At 74.8% G+C, this 24922-nt stretch carries 19 protein-coding genes; 11 read left to right on the forward strand and 8 right to left on the reverse strand.

Annotated elements, in window-relative coordinates; genetic code table 11:
* Window positions 1-39: 39 nt before the first annotated feature.
* Entirely contained in the window at window positions 40-1749 is a 1710-nt protein-coding gene (locus tag ACH4ZX_RS32500) for a hypothetical protein (protein ID WP_398280654.1), read from the reverse strand.
* A 41-nt stretch (window positions 1750-1790) separates the two neighbouring features.
* Entirely contained in the window at window positions 1791-1985 is a 195-nt protein-coding gene (locus ACH4ZX_RS32505) for a hypothetical protein (RefSeq protein ID WP_360750990.1), read from the reverse strand.
* Between the two features lie 248 nt (window positions 1986-2233).
* On the opposite strand from ACH4ZX_RS32505, the gene ACH4ZX_RS32510 reads away from it, so the two are divergent.
* From ACH4ZX_RS32510 to ACH4ZX_RS32530, 5 genes are all read left to right on the forward strand, one after another.
* Complete coding sequence (locus ACH4ZX_RS32510; protein ID WP_324788562.1) at window positions 2234-2626, forward strand: ankyrin repeat domain-containing protein; 393 nt, start codon at window positions 2234-2236, stop codon at window positions 2624-2626.
* A 312-nt stretch (window positions 2627-2938) separates the two neighbouring features.
* Window positions 2939-4357: a HEAT repeat domain-containing protein gene (locus ACH4ZX_RS32515; protein WP_398280659.1), complete on the forward strand. Its 1419-nt coding sequence runs from the start codon at window positions 2939-2941 to the stop codon at window positions 4355-4357.
* 264 nt (window positions 4358-4621) lie between these two features.
* Window positions 4622-5776 carry a glycosyltransferase family 4 protein gene (locus ACH4ZX_RS32520; RefSeq protein ID WP_398280662.1) on the forward strand — a complete coding sequence of 385 codons (1155 nt, stop codon included), beginning with the start codon at window positions 4622-4624 and terminating at the stop codon, window positions 5774-5776.
* A complete protein-coding gene (locus ACH4ZX_RS32525) occupies window positions 5773-6924 on the forward strand; it encodes a glycosyltransferase (protein ID WP_398280665.1) in 1152 nt (383 codons plus the stop codon). The genes ACH4ZX_RS32520 and ACH4ZX_RS32525 overlap by 4 nt, the downstream gene beginning before the upstream one ends.
* A 1-nt stretch (window position 6925) precedes the next feature.
* Window positions 6926-7774 carry an SGNH/GDSL hydrolase family protein gene (locus tag ACH4ZX_RS32530; protein ID WP_398280668.1) on the forward strand — a complete coding sequence of 283 codons (849 nt, stop codon included), beginning with the start codon at window positions 6926-6928 and terminating at the stop codon, window positions 7772-7774.
* 178 nt (window positions 7775-7952) lie between these two features.
* Here the strand turns inward: ACH4ZX_RS32530 and ACH4ZX_RS32535 are convergent, their stop codons facing one another.
* From ACH4ZX_RS32535 to ACH4ZX_RS32555, 5 genes are read right to left on the reverse strand one after another with little or no spacing between them, the layout of a single operon-like run.
* Window positions 7953-8822 (reverse strand): biotin-dependent carboxyltransferase family protein, encoded by an 870-nt coding sequence (locus ACH4ZX_RS32535; RefSeq protein ID WP_398280671.1) that lies wholly within the window; start codon window positions 8820-8822, stop codon window positions 7953-7955.
* On the reverse strand, window positions 8819-9436 hold the full coding sequence (gene pxpB, locus ACH4ZX_RS32540; protein ID WP_398280674.1) for a 5-oxoprolinase subunit PxpB: 618 nt from the start codon (window positions 9434-9436) through the stop codon (window positions 8819-8821). The genes ACH4ZX_RS32535 and pxpB overlap by 4 nt, the downstream gene beginning before the upstream one ends.
* Window positions 9433-10191, reverse strand: coding sequence for a LamB/YcsF family protein (locus ACH4ZX_RS32545; RefSeq protein WP_398280677.1), 759 nt, complete (start codon window positions 10189-10191; stop codon window positions 9433-9435). Before ACH4ZX_RS32545 ends, pxpB begins: the two co-directional genes overlap by 4 nt.
* Window positions 10192-10228: 37 nt before the next feature.
* Window positions 10229-11050 (reverse strand): putative hydro-lyase, encoded by an 822-nt coding sequence (locus ACH4ZX_RS32550; protein ID WP_398280680.1) that lies wholly within the window; start codon window positions 11048-11050, stop codon window positions 10229-10231.
* Window positions 11047-12342: an MFS transporter gene (locus ACH4ZX_RS32555; protein ID WP_398280683.1), complete on the reverse strand. Its 1296-nt coding sequence runs from the start codon at window positions 12340-12342 to the stop codon at window positions 11047-11049. Before ACH4ZX_RS32555 ends, ACH4ZX_RS32550 begins: the two co-directional genes overlap by 4 nt.
* Window positions 12343-12534: 192 nt before the next feature.
* Between ACH4ZX_RS32555 and ACH4ZX_RS32560 the strand changes: the two genes are divergently transcribed.
* The 4 genes from ACH4ZX_RS32560 to ACH4ZX_RS32575 all read left to right on the forward strand — a co-directional run bounded on the left by ACH4ZX_RS32560 (window position 12535) and on the right by ACH4ZX_RS32575 (window position 20631).
* On the forward strand, window positions 12535-13239 hold the full coding sequence (locus ACH4ZX_RS32560; RefSeq protein WP_398280685.1) for a GntR family transcriptional regulator: 705 nt from the start codon (window positions 12535-12537) through the stop codon (window positions 13237-13239).
* Between the two features lie 238 nt (window positions 13240-13477).
* The gene (locus ACH4ZX_RS32565) at window positions 13478-15004 is read left to right on the forward strand and encodes a hypothetical protein (RefSeq protein WP_398280688.1); all 1527 of its coding nucleotides are present in this window, start codon (window positions 13478-13480) and stop codon (window positions 15002-15004) included.
* Window positions 15005-15035: 31 nt separating this feature from the next.
* A complete protein-coding gene (locus ACH4ZX_RS32570) occupies window positions 15036-15920 on the forward strand; it encodes a hypothetical protein (RefSeq protein WP_398280690.1) in 885 nt (294 codons plus the stop codon).
* A gap of 55 nt (window positions 15921-15975) precedes the next feature.
* Window positions 15976-20631: a hypothetical protein gene (locus tag ACH4ZX_RS32575; RefSeq protein ID WP_398280693.1), complete on the forward strand. Its 4656-nt coding sequence runs from the start codon at window positions 15976-15978 to the stop codon at window positions 20629-20631.
* 23 nt (window positions 20632-20654) lie between these two features.
* Here ACH4ZX_RS32575 and ACH4ZX_RS32580 read toward each other — a convergent pair whose 3' ends face one another.
* Window positions 20655-21158 carry a hypothetical protein gene (locus ACH4ZX_RS32580; protein WP_398280696.1) on the reverse strand — a complete coding sequence of 168 codons (504 nt, stop codon included), beginning with the start codon at window positions 21156-21158 and terminating at the stop codon, window positions 20655-20657.
* Between the two features lie 420 nt (window positions 21159-21578).
* Here ACH4ZX_RS32580 and ACH4ZX_RS32585 point away from each other — a divergent pair, with 420 nt between their 5' ends.
* Together ACH4ZX_RS32585 and ACH4ZX_RS32590 are read left to right on the forward strand one after the other, a co-directional pair.
* Window positions 21579-24482 (forward strand): nitrate- and nitrite sensing domain-containing protein, encoded by a 2904-nt coding sequence (locus ACH4ZX_RS32585; RefSeq protein WP_398280698.1) that lies wholly within the window; start codon window positions 21579-21581, stop codon window positions 24480-24482.
* Window positions 24479-24916, forward strand: a complete 438-nt coding sequence (locus ACH4ZX_RS32590; protein WP_360751021.1) for a roadblock/LC7 domain-containing protein — start codon at window positions 24479-24481, stop codon at window positions 24914-24916. The genes ACH4ZX_RS32585 and ACH4ZX_RS32590 overlap by 4 nt, the downstream gene beginning before the upstream one ends.
* The last annotated feature ends 6 nt before the right edge of the window (window positions 24917-24922 follow it).

A 24922-nucleotide genomic window follows, 5' to 3' on the forward strand; every position in this document is an offset into this window, starting at 1 on the left:
TCGGCCCCGGCGAGCGGCCTTGCCGTTCGGATTCCCCGGCTACGACCGCTCGGCCGCCCCGGCCTCCGCGGGTACCGGTGCCGCGTCCATGGGCGCCGGCTCCGCCTCGGTCGCCGCCTCCGTCTCCTCCGTCTTCTTCGTCGGCGCCGTCCTGTGCGCCTCCTCCGCCTTCTCTCCGTCCTTCCCCTTGTCGGGCTTCTCCCTCTTCTCCAGCGACGGCACCGCAGCCCCGTCGGCCGGCGTCGTCCGCGGCGGCAGCAGCTCCAGCACGGCCTGCCGGTCCGCGTCGCTCGTCGCGTCGTCGTACGGGTCCGGCGTCGCCGGCACCTGGAGACGGTGGACCGGGCCCGTGCCGAGGCGGGCGTAGCCGCGGCCCGGCGGGATCTGCGCGATCGGGGTGGTGTGCGGCGGGGCGCCGAGGAGCGTCCGCAGCTGCTCCGCCGTGGCGGCGCCCAGCACGACGCGCGCGCGGGTGTGCCGGCACACCGCGTCGCTCAGGGCGTCCGCGCCGTCGAACTGCTCGGCCACCACCACGGTCACGTTCGCCGCGCGTCCGTGCCGGAGGGGAACCTGCAGCAGGGCCTGCGGGTCCTTGCGGCCGCCCGCGGCGGCCAGATGGGTGAACGCGCTCGGGCGGTCCACGATGATCCACAGCGGCCGCCTGGTGTCGTCCGGCGGCGGATGGCCGGCCTGGCGGGCACGGTTGGCCTCGATCAGCCGGCGCTCGGTCTCGGCCGCGGCCCACTCCAGGCTGGCCACGGCCCCGGGCAGTGCGCACTCGACCGCCAGGACGCCGTCCCGGCCGGTCAGGCACACGTACTCGCCGGTGGCGCCGCCGTCGACGATCAGGATGTCGCCGTGCTGGAGCGCCTGCAGTGCGAGGGAGCGCAGCAGGGTGGAGGTCCCGCTGCCCGGCAGGCCCATGGCCAGCAGATGCGGCTCGGTGGAGCGGATGCCGGTGCGCCAGACGACCGGCGGCATGTCGCGCTGTTCGTCACCGTAGGCGAGGGGGAGGGTGCGCTGGACCTCGGACGGATCGGTGAAGCCGAGCACCGTCTCGCCGGGCGCCGTCACGAAGCGCTGGGCGGCGACACCGGTGGGCAGCGGGGGCAGCGCGCTGACCGTGAGCTGGTTCGCCTCCTCGTCCCAGGCGAAGCGGTACTCCCGGCTGCGGCCCGACTTGGCGTGCAGCAGGTGCTCGATCCGGGCGCGGGACTCCGCCTCCCCGTCGGGGAAGTAGGCCGGATACCGGACCACGAGGTACGTGACCCGGCCCGACGCGTCGAACTCGTACTCGGGGAACGCCTGTTCCCACTCACCGCCGTGCGCGTACAGGGGCGTGGGATCCTCGGCGACCGAGAAGCAGGGGACCAGTGCCTCGTAGAGCGACCGCAGCCGTTGCGTCTGCGGCTCGTCGGGTCCCTCCGGGGCCGCCGGGGCGCGGTCGCGGCCGTGCCAGGCCGCCGCCGCCATCAGGGTGACGGCGGCGAGCAGCGGGCCGTACGGCATGAGCGCCACGACCAGGACCACCGACGCCGCCAGGAACATCAGCGGTCCGCGTCTGTCCTTGGGGGTGCCGGTCCACTTGCGCCGACCGGCCGAGGCCAGCCGGCGCAGTCCGCGCATGATCGTCAGCAGCGGGTGGAGGACGTCGGTGGCGCTGTCGGCCGCCGTCCGGGCCAGCTCCCGGCTCCGGGCGAGGTGTGCGCTGCCTGTGCTCAGGATGCGGGGGAGGGGGCGCCGGGCCACTGCTGTCTCCTGTGGGTGCGTACGGGCGGGAGGGGCGGCCGTCAGAACTTCATGCCGCCGAGCAGGCTCGCCAGGCTCTCGCCGCCGGCCTTGATGCTCGGGGCGATGGCCGTGCTCGACAGGTAGAAGCCGAACAGGACCGAGACCATGGCGTGCGAGCCCTTGAGCCCGTCCTTGCGGAAGAAGAGGAAGACGATGACGCCGAGCAGGAACACGCCTGAGATGGACAGGATCATTTGGGTCTCCTGGTTCGTGGGGACAGTCACCATGAGTACTTCCAGGATCACAGCATGTATCCATACGATAAAAGGTGCAAATGAGTGAAATTCTCGCGAATTCCCCCGGCTGGCCGAGCCGCCGCGCGCCGGACGAGCCGGGCACGCGCCGCGCCGGGTCCGCAGTGATCCGTACCCCGGCGCGTCCGGCCCCGCACCGTACGAGCCAGTACCCTGGCGATTCACCTGAACGGTTGTAGGAGAGTCCGATGACTGAAGCCCCCGACCCCGAGGTCGTGGAGCTGGCGACCAAGATCTTCGATCTGGCCCGGCGAGGGCAGACCGAGGCGCTCGTGGCGTACGTCGACGCGGGCGTTCCGGCCGACCTCACCAACGACCGCGGCGACTCGCTCGTCATGCTGGCCGCCTATCACGGGCACGCGGAGGCGGTGCGCGCGCTGCTCGCCCGGGGAGCCCAGGCCGACCGGGTCAACGACCGGGGCCAGACCCCGCTCGCCGGGGCGGTCTTCAAGGGCGAGACGGAAGTGATCGAGGTCCTGCTGGAAGGCGGCGCCGACCCCGCCGCCGGCACCCCGTCGGCCGTCGACACGGCCCGGATGTTCGGCAAGCGGGAACTGCTCGAGTTGTTCGGCGCGCACTGACCGGCACGGTCTGTCGCACGCTCTGACCAGCGAAGACACGGGAAACGGGGGAGGCGGTGCAGGGTCGCGGAAATTTCGGTCGCGGCAGGTCGGACCGCCGGGTCATCATGACGAAGTGATTCACGGACGCGAGGGCTGGGCAGGTGTTGCCGCACCGCGCGGACCGTGATGCGGTCCGCATGGGCCACCGACGAGAGGCAGAGGAAGATGGTCTACAGCAAGCAGGAAACGGCGGGCGCCCCGACGTGTTGTCACGCGGCCAGGTAGTGCACGTCCCCGGTTGCGTCGACGCTTGATGTGAGGCTGTTTCCCATGTTCGATCCGGTCATAGCGCCCAGCGGTACCCTGCTCGGCCTGCTCCAGCGGGGCCGCGGCGACGGGACGCTGCACGCACTCACCGCCCCCCGCGCGGAAGCGCTGGCGGCCCTGAACCACTGTGTGCTGCGCGACCCCCGCCACGACTGGCAGGTGGAGAACCGCTCCCTGTACTACGCCCGTCTCTTCCTCGACCTCAACGGCGAGCTGGACGAGATCGAGGCACACCTCTTCGACACCGAGGACGTCTTCGACACCGACGAGTCCCGCACCGGCCTCGCGCTGGCCGTGCTCGGTCACCTCGCCTCCTACGGCAGGCGGGACGCCCTCCTGCTGCTGCGCCGATACGCGGCCTCCGGCGCCAACTGGGCCTGGGCCCTGGACGAGCTGGCGCTGCGCGACGACGACGCGGGCCTGCGGGCCCTCGCGGCGCCCGTGCTGGCGCGCTTCGCCACCGACCCGGAGGGCGAGGCCGAGCTGGCCGCCGCCGTGCGCGACGCCTTCGAGCCCCGGCCATGGCGGCTGTGGGCCGAGGATCCCCGGGAGTCCATCGCCACGCGCGTGCGTGCCGCCCAGGAGGCCGGCTGTTTCGACCGCTGGCAGCGGCAGCTGCGGCCGACCGGGCCCCGACCCGGGTGGAGCGTGCGGGCCGTCCTCGACTGGGCTCAGCAGGGCACCCAACGCGGCGCCGCGCTGCACGTCCCGGCCGCCCGCTGCCTGATGGCCGTGGCGGGTCCCGAGGACCGGCCCGAGATCCTCCGGGCCGCCGCCGGCGGCGCCGACGGAGCCCGCTGCGCCGCCCTGCGCTACCTCGCCGACCGCAACGATCCGGCCGCCCTGGACCTGATCGAGGGCGCGGTGGTCACCGGCTCCTCGGTCGTCGCCGAGGCCGCCGTGGACGCCTTCGAGCGGATGCGCAGTGTCGCCGCCGTCGACCGGGCACGCGGCTGGGCCCAACGGCCCGACCCGCTGGGCGCCGCCGCCGGCCGGGTGCTCGCCTGCCGGGGCGGGACCCGGGACAAGGACCTCGTCCTCGGTGCGCTGCGCGAGGCCGTACGCGGCGAGGGGCCCGACGCGCCCACGCTGTGGACCCTCGTCGACGGCGCCGGCCGGCTCGGCATCGCCTGCGCGGCCCCCGTGCTCCGCCATGTCTACCGCGAGACCGCCTCCTCCCATCTGCGCGGCCGGGCCGCACGCGCCCTGGCCGCCACCGACCCCTCCTTCCCGGTCGGCTTCGCCGTCGAGTGCCTGTGGGACTGCGAGGAGTCCACCCGCGAGATCGCCGCCCGGCACGCCGAGACCGGAGACGCCCGCGTCGTCGAACGACTCCGCCGGCTCGCCGCCGACCCGGCCGAGGAGGCCGAGGTCCAGACCGCCGTACGCAGCCGCATCGGACCCGACGGAGCCGGCGTGTGAGCCGGGGCGGGTGCCGAGGCGTGTGTCGAGGCGTGTGCATGCGGGCTGGTGAGCCGGGCCGCGAGCCGGGCCGTGTGAGCCGGTCGCGCGGCCGCCGGCCGGGCGCCGGCGCGGCCCGCGGATGAACGACGGATGACCCGCGGGTCAGGCGGTCGTGGACACGGCCTGACCCGCGCGGACGCGGCCCGCAACGCTCATGGGACGTTCCTCGCCCGGAAAGATCCACGTTGACGCGGGCACGTCCGGTCCGGCGAGAACACCCGTATGCGTGTCGTCATCGTGACCGAATCCTTTCCCCCCGACGTGAACGGCGTGGCACACTGCGCGCTCCAGACCGCCCGGCACCTCGTAGATCGCGGTCACACCCCTGTCGTCGTCGCCCCCGCCCCTGCGCCCGCTCCCGCTTCCGGGAACAAGCCCGACGGGACCGAGTTCGACGCCCTCGCGCCGTGCCCCGTCGTCCGTGTCCCCTCCCTCCCGCTGCCCGGCTACCCCCAGGTGCGTGTCGCCCTCCCCAGCAGGCGCCTCGCCGCGGCCCTCGTCGAGCACCGTGCCGACGTCGTCCACCTGGCGAGCCCCTTCGTCCTCGGCGTCCGCGGCATGGCCGCCGCGGCCCGGTTCGGCGTGCCCGCCGTGGCCGCCTACCAGACCGACCTGGCCGGATACGCCCGCACCTACATGGGCGCCGGAGAAGCCGCCGCCTGGCGGCGGATCCGCTCCGTCCACTCCGCGGCCGACCTCACCCTCGCGCCCTCCAGCGCGGCCCTGCGCGACCTGGAGGCGCACGGCGTGCCCCGGGTGCGGCTGTGGCCGCGCGGCGTGGACACCGTCCGCTTCCGCCCCGACCTGCGCGACGAGGCGCTGCGCCGCGAACTCGCCCCGGACGGTGAGCTGATCGTCGGCTACGTCGGACGGCTCGCCCCCGAGAAGCAGGTCGAACTGCTGGCCGGTGTCTGCGGCCTGCCGGGCGTCCGCGTCGTCGTGACCGGCGACGGACCGAGCCTGCCCGGCCTGCGGCAGCAACTGCCGGGCGCCGTCTTCCTGGGCCGTCGCACCGGCGACGACCTCGCCCGGATCTTCGCCTCGCTGGACGTCTTCGTCCACACGGGTCCCTTCGAGACCTTCTGCCAGACCGTGCAGGAGGCCATGGCTAGCGGCGTGCCCGTCGTCGCGCCCGCGGCCGGCGGGCCCCTCGACCTGGTCGCCCACGGGAGCACCGGGCTCCTGGTGCCGCCGCGCGACGCGGACGCGGTACGGGACGCCGTACGGGCCCTGGCCGCCGAAACCGGAACACGGGCCGCCTACGGCGCCGCCGCGCGCGCCACCGTCGAGGGGCGCACCTGGGCGGCCGTCGGCGACCAGCTGATCGAGCACTACCGGGCCGTGCTCGCCGCCCGCAGGACGGCGGTGGCGGCGTGACCTCGCTGCGGATCGTGCGGCTGGCCAACTTCGTCGCACCCGCGTCCGGCGGGCTGCGTACCGCCCTGCGCGAGCTGGGCAAGGGCTTCCGGGCCGCCGGGCACGACCCCGTGCTCGTCGTGCCGGGCGAACGCGCCGACGACCGGGAGACCGAGCAGGGACGGGTGATCACCCTGCCCGGGCCGCTGCTGCCGGGCACGGGCGGATATCGCGTGCTCACCGACCGGCGGCGCGTGGCGCGGCTGCTGGAGGAACTGGCGCCCGACCGCCTGGAGGTGTCCGACCGCACGACCCTCCGGTGGACCGGCAGGTGGGCCCGGCGCGCCCGGGTGCCCGCCGTGATGGTGTCCCACGAGACGGCGGACGGCGTGCTGCGCACCTGGGGCGTGCCGGAGGGCGCCGCCCGGCGCGCCGCCGACGCCCTCAACGTCCGCACGGCGCACACGTACGCCCGCGTGGTGTGCACGACGGAGTTCGCCGAGCGGGAGTTCGTGCGGATCGGCGCGCGCAACGTCGTACGGGCCCCGCTGGGCGTCGACCTGGTGGAGCGGCACCCCGCGCTGTGGGACGAGGTGCTGCGGGCCCGGTACGCGCACGTGGCCGAGACGCTGCTCGTGACGTGCACCCGGCTGTCGGTCGAGAAGCGCCCCGGCACGGCGCTGGACGCCCTGGAGGCGCTGCTGCGGCGGGGCAGGAAGGCGGTGCTCGTGGTGGCCGGGGACGGGCCGCTGCGCCCGCGCCTCGAACTCCGGGCGCGTGAGCGGGGGCTGCCGGTCACCTTCCTCGGTCACGTCGGCGACCGCGGGGCGCTCGGCGCCCTGCAGGCGGTCGCCGACGTGTGTCTGGCACCCGGCCCCGCCGAGACCTTCGGGCTCGCCGCGCTGGAGGCCATGGCGTGCGGGACGCCCGTGGTGGCCAGTGCATCCTCCGCACTGCCCGAGGTCATCGGGCCCGCGGGAGCCGTCGCGGCCGACCGGGGCGACGCCTTCGCGGACGCCGTCGAGATGCTCCTGGACCTCCCCGAGCGTTCGCGGCGTGAGGCCGCACGCGCGCGTGCTGAGTGCTTCGGCTGGGACACGGCCGTCGACGCGTTCCTCGCCGCGCACGACGCGACGGTACCGGTGCGTCCTCACCTGCCGGGAGCGTGACATGGCACCCCTGCGCTTCGTCGCCCTCGGCGACTCGCTGACCGAGGGGGTGGGCGATCCCGTCGGCGCCGGGTGGCGCGGCTGGGCCGCGCTGCTGGCCGACGGGCTCGCCGTGGACGGCGTGGCGTTCACCAACCTCGCCGTCAGCGGCGCCCGGACCCGGGAGGTGCTCCAGCGGCAGACGCCGGCGGGCCTGGCCCTGCGGCCCGACGTCGTGTCGGTGGTCGTCGGGGTCAACGACACCCTGCGCCGTACCTTCGACATCCGCGCCGTGGCCGGACGGCTCGACGAGGTCTACGCCGCCTTCACCGGCCAGGGCGCGGTGCTGCTCACGGCCTGTCTGCCCGATCCCGGCGCGATGCTCGGGCTGCCGGGAGCGCCGGCCCGTCCGCTGGCCCGGCGGCAGCGCGCGGTCAACCGGGTCGTCCACGCCCTGTCCGACCGTTACGGCGCCGTGCATCTGCACGCGTGCGAGGGCGCCTGGCTCACCGACCGAGCGATGTGGAGCGTGGACCGGCTGCATCCCGGCGAGCGGGGCCACCGGGCGCTGGCCGTGCGCTTTCACGCACTGCTCGCCGAGGCCGGCCTCGCGACGGGGGCCGCGCCCTCGGCCGAGCCGGAATCCCCGGCGCCCACCCGGTCGGCGAACCTGTGGTGGCTGGCCACCTCGGGCACCGGCTGGGTGGCCCGGCGGTGCACCGACCTGCTGCCGCAGCTGCTGCGGCTGGCCGCCGACGAGATGCGCCACCGCGCGCGGGGCACCGGCGCCCGCCTCGACGCGCGTGCGTCGGCGGCGGTGTCGGCGGCACTGGCCGCGCTGTCGGCGACGGAGCGGGCGGACGCGGTGTGACCCGGGACGCGGGGTGACAGGGAGCGCGTCTCAGTACGACGCAGGCGCGCAGGCGCGCAGGCGCGGAGGCGCGGAGGCGCGGAGGCGCGGAGGTGCGGACGTGCGGACGTGCGGAGGTGCGGACGTGCGGAGGTGCGGGCGGTACGGGCGGTACGGAGGCGCGGCGGTGCGGGACGCCTCAGCGCCGCCGTACCGCCACGAAGCGCACCGGTGTGCCCGGCGCCGCCTGTGCCGCCCGCGGGAGGTCGCCGGCGCGGACGACCCCGATCACCGGGTAGCCCCCGGTGGTCGGGTGGTCGGCCAGGAAGACCACCGGCCTGCCGTCCGGCGGTACCTGGACCGCCCCCAGCACCATGCCCTCGCTGGGCAGCTCACCGGGCACGGCGCGTTCCAGGGCGGGCCCCTCCGTGCGCAGTCCGATGCGGTTGCTGGCGGCAGACACCCGGAACGTGCGGGAGGTGAAGGCGCGGACCGCCTCCGGCGTGAACCAGTCGTCGCGGGGGCCCGGCGTCACCCGCAGGACGACCTCGGCGGGCGGCGCCGGACACGGCGCGACGTCCACGCGCGCGGGCGGGCTCTCCGGCGTCCCCAGGGGCAGCACCGCGCCGTCCGTGAGCGGCGCCGGGCCCAGCCCGGAGAGCAGGTCCGTGGAGCGGCTGCCGAGCACCGGCTCCACGGCGACGCCCCCGGAGACGGCCAGGTAGCCGCGTACGCCCGAAGTGACCGTTCCGACCTCCAGGACGGCGCCGGCGGGCACCCGCACGGGCGCGCCCCAGGACACCGGCCGGCCGTCCACCGTGACCGGGCAGGGTGCGCCCGCGACGGCCACCGTGACCGCCGAACGCGGCCGCAGCGCGCAGCCGGTGACGGTGGTCTCCAGGACGGCCGCCTCGGGCCGGTTGCCGACCAGCCGGTTGACGAGCGCCGCCGCGGGCCCGTCCAGCGCACCGGAGCGGGGCACGCCGAGGTGGGCGTGTCCGGGGCGCCCCCGGTCCTGCACGGTGGTCAGCGCGCCGGCCCGGACGACGACGAGTGCGCGGTCCGTCATGGGCACCCCACCGGGACGAAGCGCACCCGCGTGCCCGGCGACAGCAGCGCGGCCGGCACCCGCGCGTGGTCCCACAGCACGGTGTCCGTCCGCCCGATCAGCTGCCAGCCGCCCGGCGACGAGCGCGGGTACACGCCCGTGTACGGGCCCGCCAGCGCCACCGAACCGGCCGGGACGGCCGTGCGCGGGGTGGCCCGGCGCGGGACGTCGTAGCGCGGCGGCAGACCGGTGAGGTAGCCGAAGCCGGGCGCGAACCCGCAGAAGGCGACGCTGAACTCGGTCTCCGCGTGGATCCGGGCCGCCTCCCGTGCCGAGACGCCCCAGTGCTCGGCGACGTCGGCGAGGTCGGGGCCGTCGTAGCGCACCGGGATCTCGACGGCGGCACGCGTGCGCGGGGGAGCGGGAGGGACGTCGGACGCGGCGAGTTCCCGGGCCAGCCGCTCCGGTTCGTCGAGTCCGTCGAGGAGCACGGTGCGGGCCGCGGGGACGATCTCGCGGGCCGACAGCGCGCCGTCGGCGCGGCGGCGCGACAGCTCCGCGTGCAGCGCCCGGGCCTCCTCGTCCGAGGACACCTCGACGAGCAGGGCGCTGTCGCCGACGGGCAGCACCCTCATGCGAAGGCCTCCACCCGCACGCCCGACTCCTGCAGACGCTGCCGCACCCGCCGGGCCAGCTCCACGGCGCCGGGCGTGTCCCCGTGCAGGCACAGGGAACGCGCGCGTACGTCGACGCGGGCGCCGGAGTGCGAGGTGACCGTCCCGAACCGGGCCAGCGCCAACGAGCGTTCCACGACGGCCTCCGGGTCGGTGACGACGGCGCCGTCCCGGCCGCGCGGCACGAGCGTGCCCTCCTCGGTGTACGCGCGGTCGGCGAACGCCTCCGTGACGGTCTCCAGACCCGCCTTCCCGGCCAGCTCCAGCAGACGCGAGCCGGGCAGGCCCAGCACCGGCAGCGTGGCGTCGGCCAGCAGCACGCCGTCCACGACGGCCTCCGCCTGCTCCTGGTCGTGCACGACGCGGTTGTAGAGCGCGCCGTGCGGCTTGACGTAGGACACGCGCGTGCCCGCCGCGCGCGCGAAGACCTCCAGGGCGCCGATCTGGTACGCCACCTCCGCCGCGAGCTCCCCGGGCGGCACGTCCATGGCGCGCCGCCCGAACCCGGCGAGGTCGCGGTAGGAGACCTGGGCGCCGATCCGGACGCCGCGCTCGGCCGCCAGCTCGCACACCCGCCGCATGGTGGCCGCGTCCCCGGCGTGGAAGCCGCAGGCCACGTTGGCGCTGGTGACGACCGACAGCAGCTGTTCGTCGTCGGTGAGCTGCCAGCGGCCGAAGCCCTCGCCGAGGTCGGCGTTCAGATCGATGGGTGTCATGGATCCTTCGTGTCTCCTTCTCAGGCCACGCGGCTTCTCAGGCCACGCGGTACTGCTCGTCGCGGGCGTCGGTGAGGAACATCTGTCCCGGCGCGTGGGTGATGGCGAACGGCGGACGCGAGGCCATCACCGCCGCCTGCGGGGTCACGCCGCAGGCCCAGAACACCGGTATGTCGTCCGGCTCGGCGTCCACCGGGTCGCCGAAGTCGGGCCGGCCGAGGTCGTCGATGCCGAGCCCGGCGGGATCGCCGCAGTGTACGGGGCTGCCGTGCACCGCCGGCAGCAGGCTGCTCTCCCGGATCGCCGCCGCCAGGTGCTCCGGCGGCACCGGGCGCATGGACACCACCATCGGGCCGTGCAGCCGCCCCGCCGGACGGCACGGACGGCCGGTCACGTACATCGGCACGTTGCGGCCCTGCTCGACATGGCGGATCGGGACGCCCGCCCCGGTCAGCGCCCACTCGAAGGTGAAGCTGCAGCCGATCAGGAACGACACCAGGTCCTCGCGCCAGTGCGCGCGCACGTCCGTGGGCTCCGCCACCAGCTCCCCGTCCTGCCACACCCGGTAGCGCGGCAGGTCGGTGCGCAGGTCCGCGCCGTCCGCGAGGACGGTCCTGTACGAGCCGGCGTCCGTCACGTCGAGCACCGGGCAGGGCTTGGGGTTGCGCTGGCAGAACAACAGCATGTCGTACGCCCATTCGGCGGGCACCGAGATCAGGTTCGCCTGGGTGTGACCGGCGGCGACCCCGGCGGTGGGGCCCGTGAGCCCCTGGCGGAAGCGGGCCCGGGCGGTTTTCGGGCTCCACGCGTGCGCGTGCTCGTCGACCAGGGTCAGCGGACGGTCCTCGGTCTGGTTCACGAGAGCTCCTTCCCGCGCGTCTCCGGCAGTCCGAGCAGCGCCAGCGCGGCGATGCCGTAGCCGATCGCGCCGAACACCAGCGCGCCGCCCACGCCCCAGCTGTCGGCCAGGAAGCCGACGGTGGTGGGGAAGACCGCGCCGACCGCGCGTCCGGTGTTGTACGTGAAGCCCTGCCCCGTGCCGCGCACCGCCGTCGGGTACAGCTCGCTCAGGTAGGAGCCGAAGCCGCTGAAGATCGCCGACATGCAGAACCCGAGCGGGAAGCCGAGCACCAGCAGCAGGGTGTTCGCCCCGCTCGGGATGTTCGCGTACGCCAGGATGCAGACGGCCGACAGCAGGGCGAACAGCCAGATGTTGCGCCGGCGGCCCAGCCGGTCGGTGAGGTAGCCGCCGGTCAGGTAGCCGAGGAAGGCGCCGGAGATCAGGAACGTCAGATACCCGCCGGTGCCGACGACCGACAGGCCGCGCTCGGTCTTCAGGTACGTCGGCACCCAGGTGGCGAGCGTGTAGTAGCCGCCCTGGACGCCGGTGGACAGCAGGCCCGCGAAGACGGTGGTGCGCAGCAGACCGGGCTGGAAGATCGCCGCGAACGAGCCCTTGCGCGGGCTGTGCTCGCGTACGGCGACCGCCTGCGGGGCGTCGTGCACCCGCCGCCGCATCCAGATCACCAGCAGCGCGGGCAGCGCGCCGGTCCAGAACATGATGCGCCAGGCCAGGTCGGCGCCGGCGAACGAGAAGACCAGCGTGTACACGACCGCGGCCAGCGCCCAGCCGACGGCCCACGAACTCTGGACCGCGCCGAGCGTACGGCCGCGGTGCCTGGCGCTCGCGTACTCGGCGACGAGGATCGCGCCGACCGCCCACTCGCCGCCGAAGCCGAGGCCCTGCAGGGCCCGGAAGACCAGCAGTGTCTCGTAGTTCGGCGCGAAACCGCAGGCGACGGTGAAGACGGCGTACGTGATCACCGTGATCATCAGCGCCCTGACCCGGCCGACCCGGTCCGCCACCACGCCCGCGAGGGCGCCGCCGACCGCGGAGACCACGAGCGTGACGGTGGTGAACAGGCCGGTCTGACCGCTGTCCAGGCCGAAGTACGCGGCCAGCGCGACCATGCTCAGCGGCAGCGTGAAGTAGTCGTACGAGTCCAGGGCATAGCCGCCGAACGCGCCGGCGAAGGCGCGGCGGCCGCGCGGGCCGAGCGCGCGCAGCCAGCCCAGCGCCCCTTCGTCGCGGGTGAGTTCGGCGGCTCGCGGGCCGGTGGCCAGGGCCTGCGGTGGAGGGGTCGTGCTCATGGGCACCTCGCAGAGGGAGGACGAAGGGTGCGGAACTGAGCCGTGCCGTGCTGTGCCGTGCTGTGCGTGTGCGGGAAGCGGTGGCGCCGTACTGAGGGAACGGCGCCACGCAGAGAGCACTGTAGGGGATTGTTCAACGATCCCTCAATACTCATGTTGTTACGTTCTTGTTCTCTGCGATTGAATTCCGGCATGGCAGAGCAGCTGACCTCCCTGGCCGAGGACCGGGCGCTCCTGGGGCGCACCAGCACCGCGGAGCGGGTCTCGGACATCCTCAGAAGCCGCATCGCCGAGGGGTTCTTCCCGCCCGGGACCCGGCTGTCGGAAGACAGCATCGGCGGCGCGCTCGGGGTCTCCCGCAACACGCTGCGGGAGGCGTTCCGGCTGCTCACGCACGAACGCCTGCTCGTCCACGAGCTCAACCGGGGCGTCTTCGTGCGGGTGCTGACCGTCGAGGACGTGGAGGACATCTACCGCACCCGTGGCCTCGTCGAGTGCGCCGTCGTCCGCGGCCTCGGCGAGCCGCCCTACGCTCTGGACGGGCTCACCGAGGCGGTCGAGGAGGGCGAGCGGGCGGCGCGCGAAGGTGACTGGAAAGGCCTGGGCACCGCCAACATCCACTTCCACCGGGAACTCGTCGCCCTCGCCGGCAGCGTCCGCACCGACGAGCTGATGCGCAGCGTCTTCGCCGAACTGCGCCTCGCCTTCCACCTCGTGGACGAGCCGAGGCGGCTGCACGAGCCCTACCTCGCCCGCAACCGGCAGATCCTCCAGGCGTTGCGGGAGGGCGACCGGCGCGAGGCCGAGAGGCTGCTCGCGGTGTACCTCACCGACTCGCTGGAGCGGGTGGTCGACGTGTACCGGCGCAGGGTAGGGCAGGGCGAAACACTCCCGTAGGGGCGCGGGGAAGTGCGCGATGGGGCGCGGGGAAGTGCGCGATGGGGCGCGGGGAAGTGCGCGATGGGGCGCGGGGAAGTGCGCGATGGGGCGAGGGGGAGTGCGTGCTGGGGCGCGGGGAACCGCGCGGCCCCCGCCGGTTCGCACACGACGCACGCCCGGTGGCCGCCCAGCCCGCCGCCGGCGGCGATCCGCGCCGTTTGGGTCGTTGTCAGACCGAGGACCTAGTCTGTGCACCGTGACTTCGCCAGCATCGACGGACAGCGTTCCGCCCCAGCTCAGCGCGGGGCCGCGCCCCGCGCCGGGCCCGGCCGCCGACGAGGGGCTGGCGCGGCGGCTGCGCGCGCTCGCCTGCACCGCGCCGCTGCACGACCTCGACGCCCGCAAGGGCAGCCTCGCGGGCGAGTACTCGGTCTACGGCATGGCGGAGGTGGCCCTCGCCGCCATCGACCTGGTCACACTGAACATGGACTTCGACACCGGCGCCGACCACGAGCAGATCGTCGCCCGCCTCGTCCCCCGCATCGCCGCGCAGGCCCCGCAGCGCCCGGCCGCCGAGCACGAGCGCGTGGCCCGCTGGGTACTGGAGAACCTGATCAACGTCGGCAGCGTCGACCGCGGCTTCCGGGCCGTGTACGGCACCTTCGCGCCGGACGGCAGCTACGTCCGCCGCGACTACGACTTCAAGCTGGTCGAGGAGGTCCCGGGCCCCGGCGGCACCGTCTACCTGCGCACCACGGACGAGGCGGTCAACGTCCTGGTCGGCGCCCTGGACACCGATGTCACCAGCGCCCAGATCGCCGCCGAGGTCAAGCTGGAGATCCTGATCAGCCGCGGACGCCTCGCCGACGCCCAGCTCGCCGCCGAACAGGCCCGTTACCGCACCGTGCAGTACTCGGAGACCCTGCGCAGAGCCCTGGAGGCCACCCGGCGCAACGTCCGCGCGGTGGACTGGCTCAACTCGGTCCCGGACATGATCGCCGAGGCCCTGGACCACGTGGCCGACCGCTACCGCCACGAGAACGCGATCCTCACCAACATCCGCAAGGCCAGGGACGAGACGGAGGACCCCGGGCACAAGCGGCGCGCCGCCGAACTCGTCGACATCGTCAAGGACTGCATCCGGCGCCACACCCAGCTGCAGTCGCGCCTGCTGGAGGCCGGCCCGCTGTTCCGCGCCGAGCAGGACCGGCAGGCCTTCGCCGCACCCACGACGACGTCCGGGATAGACCTGTACGGCCAACTGGTCGCCCCGGTGCTGCCGTTGCCGCTGGAGCAGGCCGTCCGCGTCACGGACGCCTTCTTCGCGCGGGGGACCGGACTGCGCACGCCGGCGTCGGTGCGGGTGGGCGACCTCGTCGACCTGCTGCTGACACCCCCGGTGGAGCGCGAGCACCTCGGCGCCGAGATGCCGGAGCCCGACCTCGTCGCCACCCCGGACGACAGCCGCTTCAGCGAGGAACAGCTCGCCGCCGCCATGGAACTGCTGGACCTGCCGGCCGACGCGCCGCGCCGGCTGTCGGGGCTGCTGGCGCAGGCCCGGCGTCAGGACCCCGACCTGCCCTACCTGGTGGCGCTGCTGGCCGTCCACGCCGCCAGCCCGCCGGTGGGCACGGCCTACCGGCAGGGCGAGGAGAAGCTGCTGTTCGCCGTCGACGACGGGACCGAACTGGACGACCCGGAGTTCGGCGGAGCCGACCTCATAGTCGGCACGGCCCTGCTGGACGCGGCGGGCATGGCGGCCGACCGGACGGAAGCAGCATGACCGAGCACCAGCGCGACAAGGAGCCCCAGCCGTGACCGAGCACGCCGAGTGGAGCGATGCGGACGCCCCGGCCCCGGCCCCGTCGGCGAGCGGCGCCGTCACGCCCGCCGACGCCGCCGACGCGGCGCGGCTCGTCGCCTTCGGCCTGCAGCCCAAACTGCAGCCCGCGCGCGACCAGGAGTACACGGAGCTGCTGCGCCGCTACCGCGAGGACCCGCCGTTCGCACGGCTCGCGGACGCCGTGGCCGCCGGACTCGGGCTGGTCGTCCTCGAGGTGTCCCCGCGCGCGGGGATGGCCGTGACGGCCGCCGAGGACTCGGTGTTCGCCGTCCGCATGAGCGACTACGCCCGTCGTACCTCGGCCGACGGCGGGGACCGCTTCCTGCACGGGCTGGCCCATCTCGCCGTCGCCGCCCTGGCCTTCCCGCGCCCCGAGGACCTCGCCGACGACGGGTACATCGGACGCGTGACCGTCAACGGCGTCGACGCCTTCGTACGGCAGGCCTGCCGCCGGCTGGAGGAACGGGCCGAGGAGCAGGGCGAGAACACCGACCCGGCCACCGACACGCCCGGCCTGGAGGCCGCCTGGCGGGTCTGGGCCAGACGCAGCGCGACCGGCGCCACCAAGGACGCGCGCAGACTCGCCGGTTCCACGACCGGCATCGTGGGCAAGGCCGTCGCCTTCCTCACCGACTCCGGCTTCCTGCAGCGCACCGGCGACGACAACGGCGGCACCTACCGGACCACGGCCCGCTACCAGCTCCAGGTGCGGGACATGGCGGGCAGCGCCGCGATGGCCGAGCTGCTGGAGCTGGGCGTGGTCCCGGTGACCGACGGCACACCGACCCTGCTGCCCGCCGAGCAGACCGACGACCTGGACCTGGTGGCCGACGCCGGGCTGCCGTTCCACTCCTGAAGCACCTGAAGCACCTGAAGCACCGCATTTCCCCCCATACTTACGAGAGTCCGCCATGTACGAGCTGTCCCGGGTCCGCCTCTACTCCATCGGGCCCGCCGGTGCGCGCTACGCCGACACCGTCCTTGACCTGCGGGGCGTGGGCGCCGTCGTGCCCGACCCCGCGCCCACCCAGGCGGAGTTCTTCGCGGACGAGCCCGTCGGCCCGCCGCGCCGGCCCGCACCCGCCGGCGTGCTCTTCCTGGAGAACGGCGGCGGCAAGTCGGTCCTGCTGAAGCTGATCTTCTCGGTGATGCTGCCGGGCCACCGCAACACCCTCGGCGGCGCCAGCTCCGGCGTGCTGCGCAAGTTCCTCCTCGCCGACGACTGCGGGCACGTGGCCCTGGAGTGGCAGCACGTGCAGACCGGCGAGTGCGTCGTCGTCGGCAAGGTCAGCGAGTGGCGCGGACGCCAGGTCTCCAGCGACCCGCGGAAGTTCGCCGAGGCCTGGTACTCCTTCCGGCCCGGCCCCGGGCTGAGCCTCGACAACCTGCCCGTCGCCGAGTCCACCGCCGTACGGCCGCCCGTCGAGGGCAGCTCGGGCGCGCAGGGACGGCGGCGCACCATGAAGGGTTTCCGGGACGCCCTCACCGAGGCGGGCAAGGCCTATCCGCACCTGGAGGTGCACTGGGAGGAGATCCACGACCGCTGGATCGAACACCTCGGCGACCTCGGCCTGGACCCCGAACTCTTCCGCTACCAGCGGGAGATGAACGCCGACGAGGGCGAGGCGGCCGGCCTGTTCGCGGTGAAGAAGGACTCGGACTTCACCGACCTGCTGCTGCGCGCAGTGACCGACACCCGGGACACCGACGGGCTCGCCGACCTGGTCAGCGGCTTCGGCAACAAGCTGGGGCGCCGGGCCGAGCTGATCGCCGAACGCGACTTCACCGCCGGGTCGGTCGACCTGCTCGGGCGGATCGTCGAGGCCGCCGACACCCGCGCCCGCGCGCGGGACGTGCACGCCGCCGCCGAGCGCCGCACGCGCACGCTGGCCCGCCGGCTGTCGGCGCGGGGCGTGCGGGAGCGCGTACGGGCCGCCGACCTCGCCCAGCGCGTCACCGCCGCCGCATACGCGGTCACGCACTCCGACGCCGCCCGCGGGCGCAGCGCCCTGATCGCCGCCGAACTGGCCTACCGCAACGCCTCCCTGGCGCTCGCCGCAGCCGAGAAGTCGGCCGCCGCGCAGAAGCGCGAACTCGCCGACGCGCGCACCCTGCACGCCGCCTGGCAGGCCGCCGAGGCCGTGCTGCGGCACCGCGCGGCCGCCGACCGTGTCGCGCGCGTGGCCGCCGCCATCCAGGAGGCCGAGCGGGACGCCGCCCCCGCCCTCGCCGCCCGCGCCAAGGCCGCCGTGGACCTCGTACGGGCCCTGCACGCGGCCGCGGAGCGGGCCGAGACCCTCGCCAACGAGGAGGAGGAGCGGTCCGCCGCCCTCCAGGAGGTCAGCGAGTCGGCGTACCGCGACTCGACCGCCGCCGCCACCGACGCGCAGCGGGCCCGCAGCGAGGCCGGGCACCTGCGGCAGCGCCTGTCCGAGGTCGAGCAGGAGACCGCCGAGGCGGTCCGCGCGGGCTGGCTCGACGACAGCGCGCCCGACGCGGACCCGGCCCGCGCCGCCCTCGCGGCCAGCGACGCGGAGAAGACGGCCGTCGCTGCCTGGGACACCGCCCGGGAAGCCGCTCGCAGGGCCACGGACCACGCGCGCGAGGCAGCCGCCGCGGAGTCCCGCGCGGAGCTGACGGCCGCCCGCGCGGCCGACGCCGCCACGGCCACCCAGCGGTCCTACGAGGCCGAGCGCCGCATCGCCGAGGCACTGGCCGCCGAGGAGCGCCTCGCGGAGCTGCTGAGCCTCTCCGGCGGCGGCAACGGCAGCGTCAGCGGAAGCGGCAGCGGCGCCGCACGGCCCGCGGTCCCGCACCCGCGCGCCGCGGCCGAGGACGACGAGCCGGCCCTCACCCCCGAGGAACTGGACCGCTTCGCCGACGAACTGCGCGAACTCCTCGACGACGCCGTCGCCTCCGCCGAACGGCAGTTGTTCGACCTGCGCACCGCGGCCGCCGACGACGCCCGCATCCTCGGAGCGCTCGGCGACGGCGGACTGCTGCCGCCCGGCCCGGACGTGCTGGCCACCGTGGAATTCCTCGGCGAGCACGGCATCCCGGCCCTGCCCGGCTGGCGCTATCTCGCCCAGGCCGTCGACCCCGCCGACCACGCGCGCGTCCTCGCGGCGCGGCCGGAGCTGGTCGACGGCGTGATCATCACCGACCCCGGCACGCACGCGCGTGCCCGCGAGGCGCTCTCCGACGCCGCCCTGCTCCCGCGCTCCGCCGTGGCCGTCGGCACGGCCGCCGCCCTGCTCGCCCCGACGCCGGCGCCCGGCGCCGGTGAGGGGGACGTGTTCCTCGTACCGCCGAACCCGGCCATGCACGACGAGCACGCCGCCGACGAGGAGCGGCAGGCACTGCGCGCCCGGGCCACCGAGCGGGACGGGGAGATCCGCACTCTCGCCGCCCGCCTCGGCAAGGACCGGGAACTCGCGGCGCGGCTCGCCTCCTGGCGGACGGGCTGCCCGGCCGGACGGCTCACCGAGTTCGCGCGGGCCGCGCACGACGCGCGCGGGTTCGCCGAGGAGGCCGAGGCCGAGCTGGCGGAGGCGCGTACCGTCCGGGCCGAGGCCGACGAAGCCGCCGCCGAGGCCGTCCAGGTGCGCGACGAGCGGCAGGAGGCCGCACAGAAGGCCCGGCGCGCCGCCGACGCCCTCGCCGGGCTCGCCTTCCGGCTGCGCGAGCGCGCCGGCTGGCAGGCAGGGCTCCGCGAACTCGCCGACGAGGCCGCCGAGTCGGAGGCCCGCGCCCAGGCATGCCTGGAGCGCGCCCGGGCCGCCGACGAGGACCGGCGCGCCGCCCAGCGGGCCGCCGACGACGCCCGCCGCACCGCCCGCGCGCTGCGCGCCGAGCGCGCCGAGATCGCCGGCGCCCCCGACGACGTACCGGACACGGACGCCGATGCCCCCGAGACGTCCCTGCCCGCCCTGCGCGAGGCCTACCGGGCCGCGTCGCAGGTGTACGAGAAGGTCGGCGTCGGAGCCGACCTGCGGGCCGAGCAGGCCCGCGCGGAGAGCGACGAGAGCGCGGCCCGGGCCGAGCTGGACCGGCTGAGCAACAAGGTCCGCACGCGTGCGGAGCAGTTGCTGCAGTCGCCCGACGGGTCCGACGGGCCGTCCCGGCAGGCCGCCGCGGCCCGTGCCGAGGAACTCGTGCAGCTGCTGGAGACCCGCATGTCCACCGCCAGCGAGCAGCTCGGCCGGTTGCGCGGCGAGGCGGAGCGGCACGCGCCCGAGGACGGCGAGGCGCACACCGAACTGCCCGAGGAACTCGTCCCGCGCGACGCCGAGCACGCCCAGGCGCTGCTGCGCACGGCGACCGCCGAACTCGCCTCACGCACCGAGGCGCTGACGCAGGCCCGGGAGGCGCACGCCGAACTGCTGGAGGCCCACCGCGCCGCCGAGGACGCGGCGAGCGGGTTCGACGAGACGGCCGCGATGCTCCGTGACCTGATGCGCGAGCACGCGAGCGAGGAGGAACAGGAGCAGCCCGAGCCGTACCCGGGCAGCCTGGAGGAGGCCCGGCAGTCCGCCGCCGAGGTGCGCCGTTCGCTGCGCGGCTGCGCCGCCGACCTGTCGGCCGCCGAAGCCGCGGTGCGCGAGGCGAGCGACGTCCTCGTCCGGCACGCCAACTCCACGCGCTACGAGCAGGTCCGCACCCCCGCCCGGCAGCAGATCCGTGAGCTGCCCGCCTCCGCGCTGCCCGAGCACGCGCAGCGCTGGGCGGACGCCTTCGCGCCCCGACTGCGCGTACTCACCGACGAGTTGGCGCAGCTGGAGCGCAACCGGGACTCCATCGTGGACCGGCTGAGGGGCCTGGTCGAGTCGGCGCTCGCGACGCTGCGCTCCGCCCAGCGGCTGTCCCGGCTGCCCGAGGGGCTCGGCGAGTGGTCCGGGCAGGAGTTCCTGCGCATCCGCTTCGAGGAGCCCGACCAGGCCACGCTCACCGAGCGGCTCGGCGAAGTCGTCGACGAGGCCACGCGGGCGGCCGTGAAGAAGAACTCCGACCTGCGGCGCGACGGCATGTCCCTGCTGCTGCGCGGGGTCGCGGCCGCGCTCCAGCCCAAGGGGGTCGCGGTGGAGATCCTCAAGCCGGACGCCGTGCTGCGCGCCGAGCGCGTCCCCGTCGGGCAGATGGGCGACGTGTTCTCCGGCGGCCAGTTGCTGACCGCTGCCATCGCCCTGTACTGCACGATGGCGGCGCTCAGGAGCAACGACCGGGGCCGCGACCGGCACCGGCACGCCGGCACGCTGTTTCTGGACAACCCCATCGGCCGCGCCAACGCCACCTACCTGCTGGAGCTCCAGCGGGCGGTGTCCGATGCGCTGGGCGTCCAGCTCCTGTACACCACCGGCCTGTTCGACACCACCGCGCTCGCCGAGTTCCCGCTGGTCATCCGGCTGCGCAACGACGCCGACCTCAGGGCGGGCCTGAAGTACATCAGGGTGGAGGAACATCTGCGCCCCGGCCTTCCGCAACCGGCCCCGGCCGGAGAAGGGGAAGCGGTGCACAGCGAGATCACGGCGACCCGGATGTTCAAACGGCCCGCGCCCAGCGCCCCGTAGCCACCAGTCAGGAACGCAGGGCTTCAGGGGTGGGACAGCTGTCCGGTACCGCCCCGCCTGCGTATCCGCGCCTGGGCGCGCTCCGCGGCCCTGGCCTGGCGCCGGGCGCGGCGCCGCTCGCGCCGCAGGGCGCGGGCCGTGCTGCTCGGCGTCGACACCACGCCGTTGCGCTGGTTCCACACCTGACGCGTCACCCAGACGTCGAGCGCGCCCCAGGTGGCCGCGACGGTGCTGACCACGCTGCTGATGACCATCGGGAAGGCCAGCCACGAGCCCGCCATGGTGCACAGGAACGCCACCATCGCCTGTATCAGCGTCACGGCGATGAACAGCACCGCCCGCACCGCCGCGGTCCGCACCGGATCGGGCAGCCTGCGCCGCCGGGCCGGCTCCTCGACCCACAATGGCCGGGCCCGCGGCGGCACGGCCGCCGCCATGTCGTACTCCGGCGCTCCGGGGCCCCGCAGCTTCGCCCCCTGCGTCGGCACACCGCCCCGGTGCGCCTGATGCCGCTCCGCCGTGCCCATCAACGTGTCACTCCCCATCCCCAGCAGACCGCCTGCCCCGTGCCCGGACCGCACGGCTCCCCTGTGATTGCCCGGCTTGCGCTGTTTCACGCAGCCCGGGTGCGGGATGCGGCTCCTGTGGCCGATTCCGCCCCGTCTCCCATGGAACATGGACGAACGGCACGTCCGGAAGATTCCCAAGGACCGGAAAATTTCGGCCAACTGGCCTGTGATCCGCTTGGAGCGGTTTCGTCACTTGGCACAGGGATCGCGGGAGGCAATCTCCCGCAATGGCGGGACAACTCCGCATCTCTTGCCGCGTGAGCGGAAGTTCAGCCTCCGGTTGGCTCTTCGAGTTCGCTCTGCGTCGGTAGTAGGCTCGCGCCGTTTATTGACGCACGTCCGTGCCCCCGGCCGACGGGGGGCGAGCTGGGGGAGGCCATGCGCTTTCGCGGGAAGTCGATCCGCCGGAAGATCGTGGCGCTGCTCCTCGTGCCGCTGGTGTCCCTGACCGCCATCTGGGGCTTCGCCACGGTTCTGACGGGACGTGAGGCCCAGCAGCTCTTCAACGTCTCCGACGTGGTGGAGAAGATCGGCTACCCCATCGAGGACACCGTCCGCGTCCTGCAGCAGGAGCGCCGGCAGACCCTCGTCTACCTCGCCGACCCCCGCGCCTCCGACGGGCTCGCCGACCTCCGGCGCAGCCGCGGCGTCACCGACGACGCCGTCTCCGAGATCCGCAAGAACGCCCGCGACTCCGACGTCCGCGACGCCCTGGGGGACGCCACCGGTGTGCGGCTGACGGCCGTACTGGACGCCTTCGACGGCATCGATTCCCTGCGCCGCAGCGTCGAGGACGGCACCGTCGGCCGGGCCCAGGCCCTCGATCTGTACAACCGCCTCGTCGACCCCTGCTACGTCCTGCTCGCCAATCTCCACGTCGTCGACAACGTCGAGATGGACAAGCAGTACCGCGCGCTCGTCAACCTCGCCCGCGCCCGCGAACTGCTCTCCCGCGAGGACGCCCTCCTCGGCTCGGCCCTGATCGTCGGCAAGCTCTCCCGCGGCGAGATCCGCGACGTCTCCGACCTCGTGGCGCAACGCACCCTGCTCTACGACGTCAGCCTGCCGCTGCTGCCCTCCACGGAACGCGAGCGGTACGAGGGGTTCTGGAAGAACGCCGCCACCGCCCCGCTGCGCGTCGCCGAGGAGGCGGCCGTCTCCTCCGGGCCCGGCGTCCCGCACGACGTGAGCGCCAAGAGCTGGGACACCACCGCCGGAGACGTCCTCGACGAGCTCGGCACCCTCAACGACCAGGCCGGCGACCGTTACCAGGACCGCGTCCGTCCGGTCGCCATGGGCGTCATCGCCAAGGCAGCCGTCGCCGGCGTACTCGGACTGGTGGCCCTGCTCCTGTCGCTCTTCCTGTCCGTGCGCGTCGGCCGGGGCCTCATCCGCGACCTGCGGCAACTGCGTCTGGACGCGCACGAGGCGGCAGGCGTCCGGCTGCCCAGCGTCATGCGCCGGCTGTCCGCGGGCGAACAGGTCGACGTGGAGACCGAGGTCCCGCGCCTCGAGTACGACAAGAACGAGATCGGCGAGGTCGGCCAGGCACTCAACACCCTTCAGCGTGCCGCCGTCGAGGCCGCGGTCAAGCAGGCCGAACTGCGCGCCGGCGTCTCCGAGGTGTTCGTCAACCTCGCGCGCCGCAGCCAGGTCCTGCTGCACAAGCAGCTCACCCTCCTCGACACCATGGAGCGCCGCACCGAGGACACCGAGGAACTCGCCGACCTGTTCCGCCTCGACCACCTGACCACCCGCATGCGCCGGCATGCCGAGGGCCTGGTGATCCTCTCCGGCGCCGCCCCCTCCCGGCAGTGGCGCAAGCCCGTCCAGCTCATGGACGTCGTACGGGCCGCCGTCGCCGAGGTCGAGGACTACGAACGCATCGAGGTCCGGCGTCTGCCACGGGTCGCCGTCACCGGACCGGCCGTCGCCGACCTCACCCATCTCGTCGCCGAACTCCTGGAGAACGCCACGGTGTTCTCCCCGCCGCACACCGCCGTCCAGGTCGTGGGCGAGCGGGTCGCCAACGGATTCACCCTGGAGATCCACGACCGCGGCCTCGGCATGGCGGCCGACGCGCTGCTGGACGCCAACCTCCGGCTCGCCGAGACGCCGGAGTTCGAGCTGTCCGACACCGACCGGCTCGGCCTGTTCGTGGTCAGCCGCCTCGCCCAGCGGCAGAACGTCCGGGTCTCCCTGCAGCCGTCGCCGTACGGCGGCACCACCGCTGTCGTCTTCATCCCCGACGCGCTGCTGACGGACGACGTCCCGGACACCAACGGCATCGGCTTCCGGCTCGACCGCCCGCGCCGCGCCAAGGAGGCCGAACCGGAGGAGGGCCGCCGAGGCGCGCTCTCCCCGGCACCCGTCCAACTGCCCGGCCTGACCGCCTCCCTGCTGGACGGCCCCGTCGAGCTGGAGGCCCCCGTCGACCTGGACGCCATCGGGGACTTCCCCGGGGCCCTCGACGACGAGGACGGCGAACGCGGCGGGCTGTTCCGCCCCCGCCGCTCCCTCACCCTCGCGGACCAGCAGCCCGCGGGCCCGCACGGCGGCCCGCTGCACGAGGCGGCCGACGCCCGCGGTCCGGGCCAGGACGCCTCCGACGGCGACGTGGGTGCCGGCGCCCCGGTCCAGCTGCCCCGCCGCCGCACTCCCAAGCTGGTCAGCTCGCACGGACGCCCGGTCGTCGAGCAGTGGTCGCGCCGTGAGGACGCCGACGACCGGCGCACCACCGGCCCGGCCAGATCCCAGGCGCAGGCCGCCGGACCGACCCGCCGACCGGTCGAGGAGCTGCCGGCCGGCGGTGGACCGGTCCGGCCGGAGAAGGACGGCACGCCACCGCTGCCGACCCGGCGGCGCGGCGCCTCGCCGCTGCGCCCCGGCGCGGGCGGAGCCGACCGGCCCGGTGAGCGCACCGCACCCGCGGCGCCGTCGGGCCGCGGCCCCCGTGAGACGGGGGACACCCCCGCACTCCCCGGGCGTGGCCGCAATGCCGACGCCTCCGGCGGCGTCTCCGCGGACGCGCGGGAAACCGGCTCCGGCGCGGGGGCGCTGCCCCGGCGCGTCCGGCAGGCCAGCCTGGCCCCGCAGCTGAAGCAGGGCCCCGCCCGGCGGACGCGGGAGACCACCGACCTCGCGGACCGGGACGCCGACGAGGTACGCAGCCGTATGGCCGCACTCCAGCGTGGCTGGCAGCGCGGCCGCGAGGAGAACGCCGCGGGCGACGACGCCCACGGCGGCACAGCACAGGGAACGAACAAGGGGGACGGTCGATGACCGCACCGAAGGCGACCGGCCACACCGCGACCGACAGGAACGGGGAGCTCAACTGGCTCCTGGACGAGCTCGTGGACCGCGTCGCGAGCATCCGCAAAGCCGTCGTCCTGTCCAGCGACGGCCTGGCGACCGGCGTGTCCAAGGACCTGACCCGGGAGGACAGCGAGCACCTCGCCGCCGTGGCCTCCGGTTTCCACAGCCTGGCCAAGGGCGTGGGCCGCCACTTCGACGCGGGCAGCGTCCGCCAGACGGTCGTCGAGCTCGACGACGCCTTCCTGTTCGTCACGGCCGCCGGCGACGGCAGCTGCCTCGCCGTGCTCTCCGACGCCGACTCGGACGTCGGCCAGGTCGCCTACGAGATGACACTGCTGGTCAAGCGGGTCGGAGTGCATCTGGGCGCGGCCCCGCGCACCGATCTGCCCGCGGGCGGGTAGTGGAAT

Source organism: Streptomyces sp. NPDC020490 (assembly GCF_044335305.1).
GTDB lineage: Bacteria > Actinomycetota > Actinomycetes > Streptomycetales > Streptomycetaceae > Streptomyces.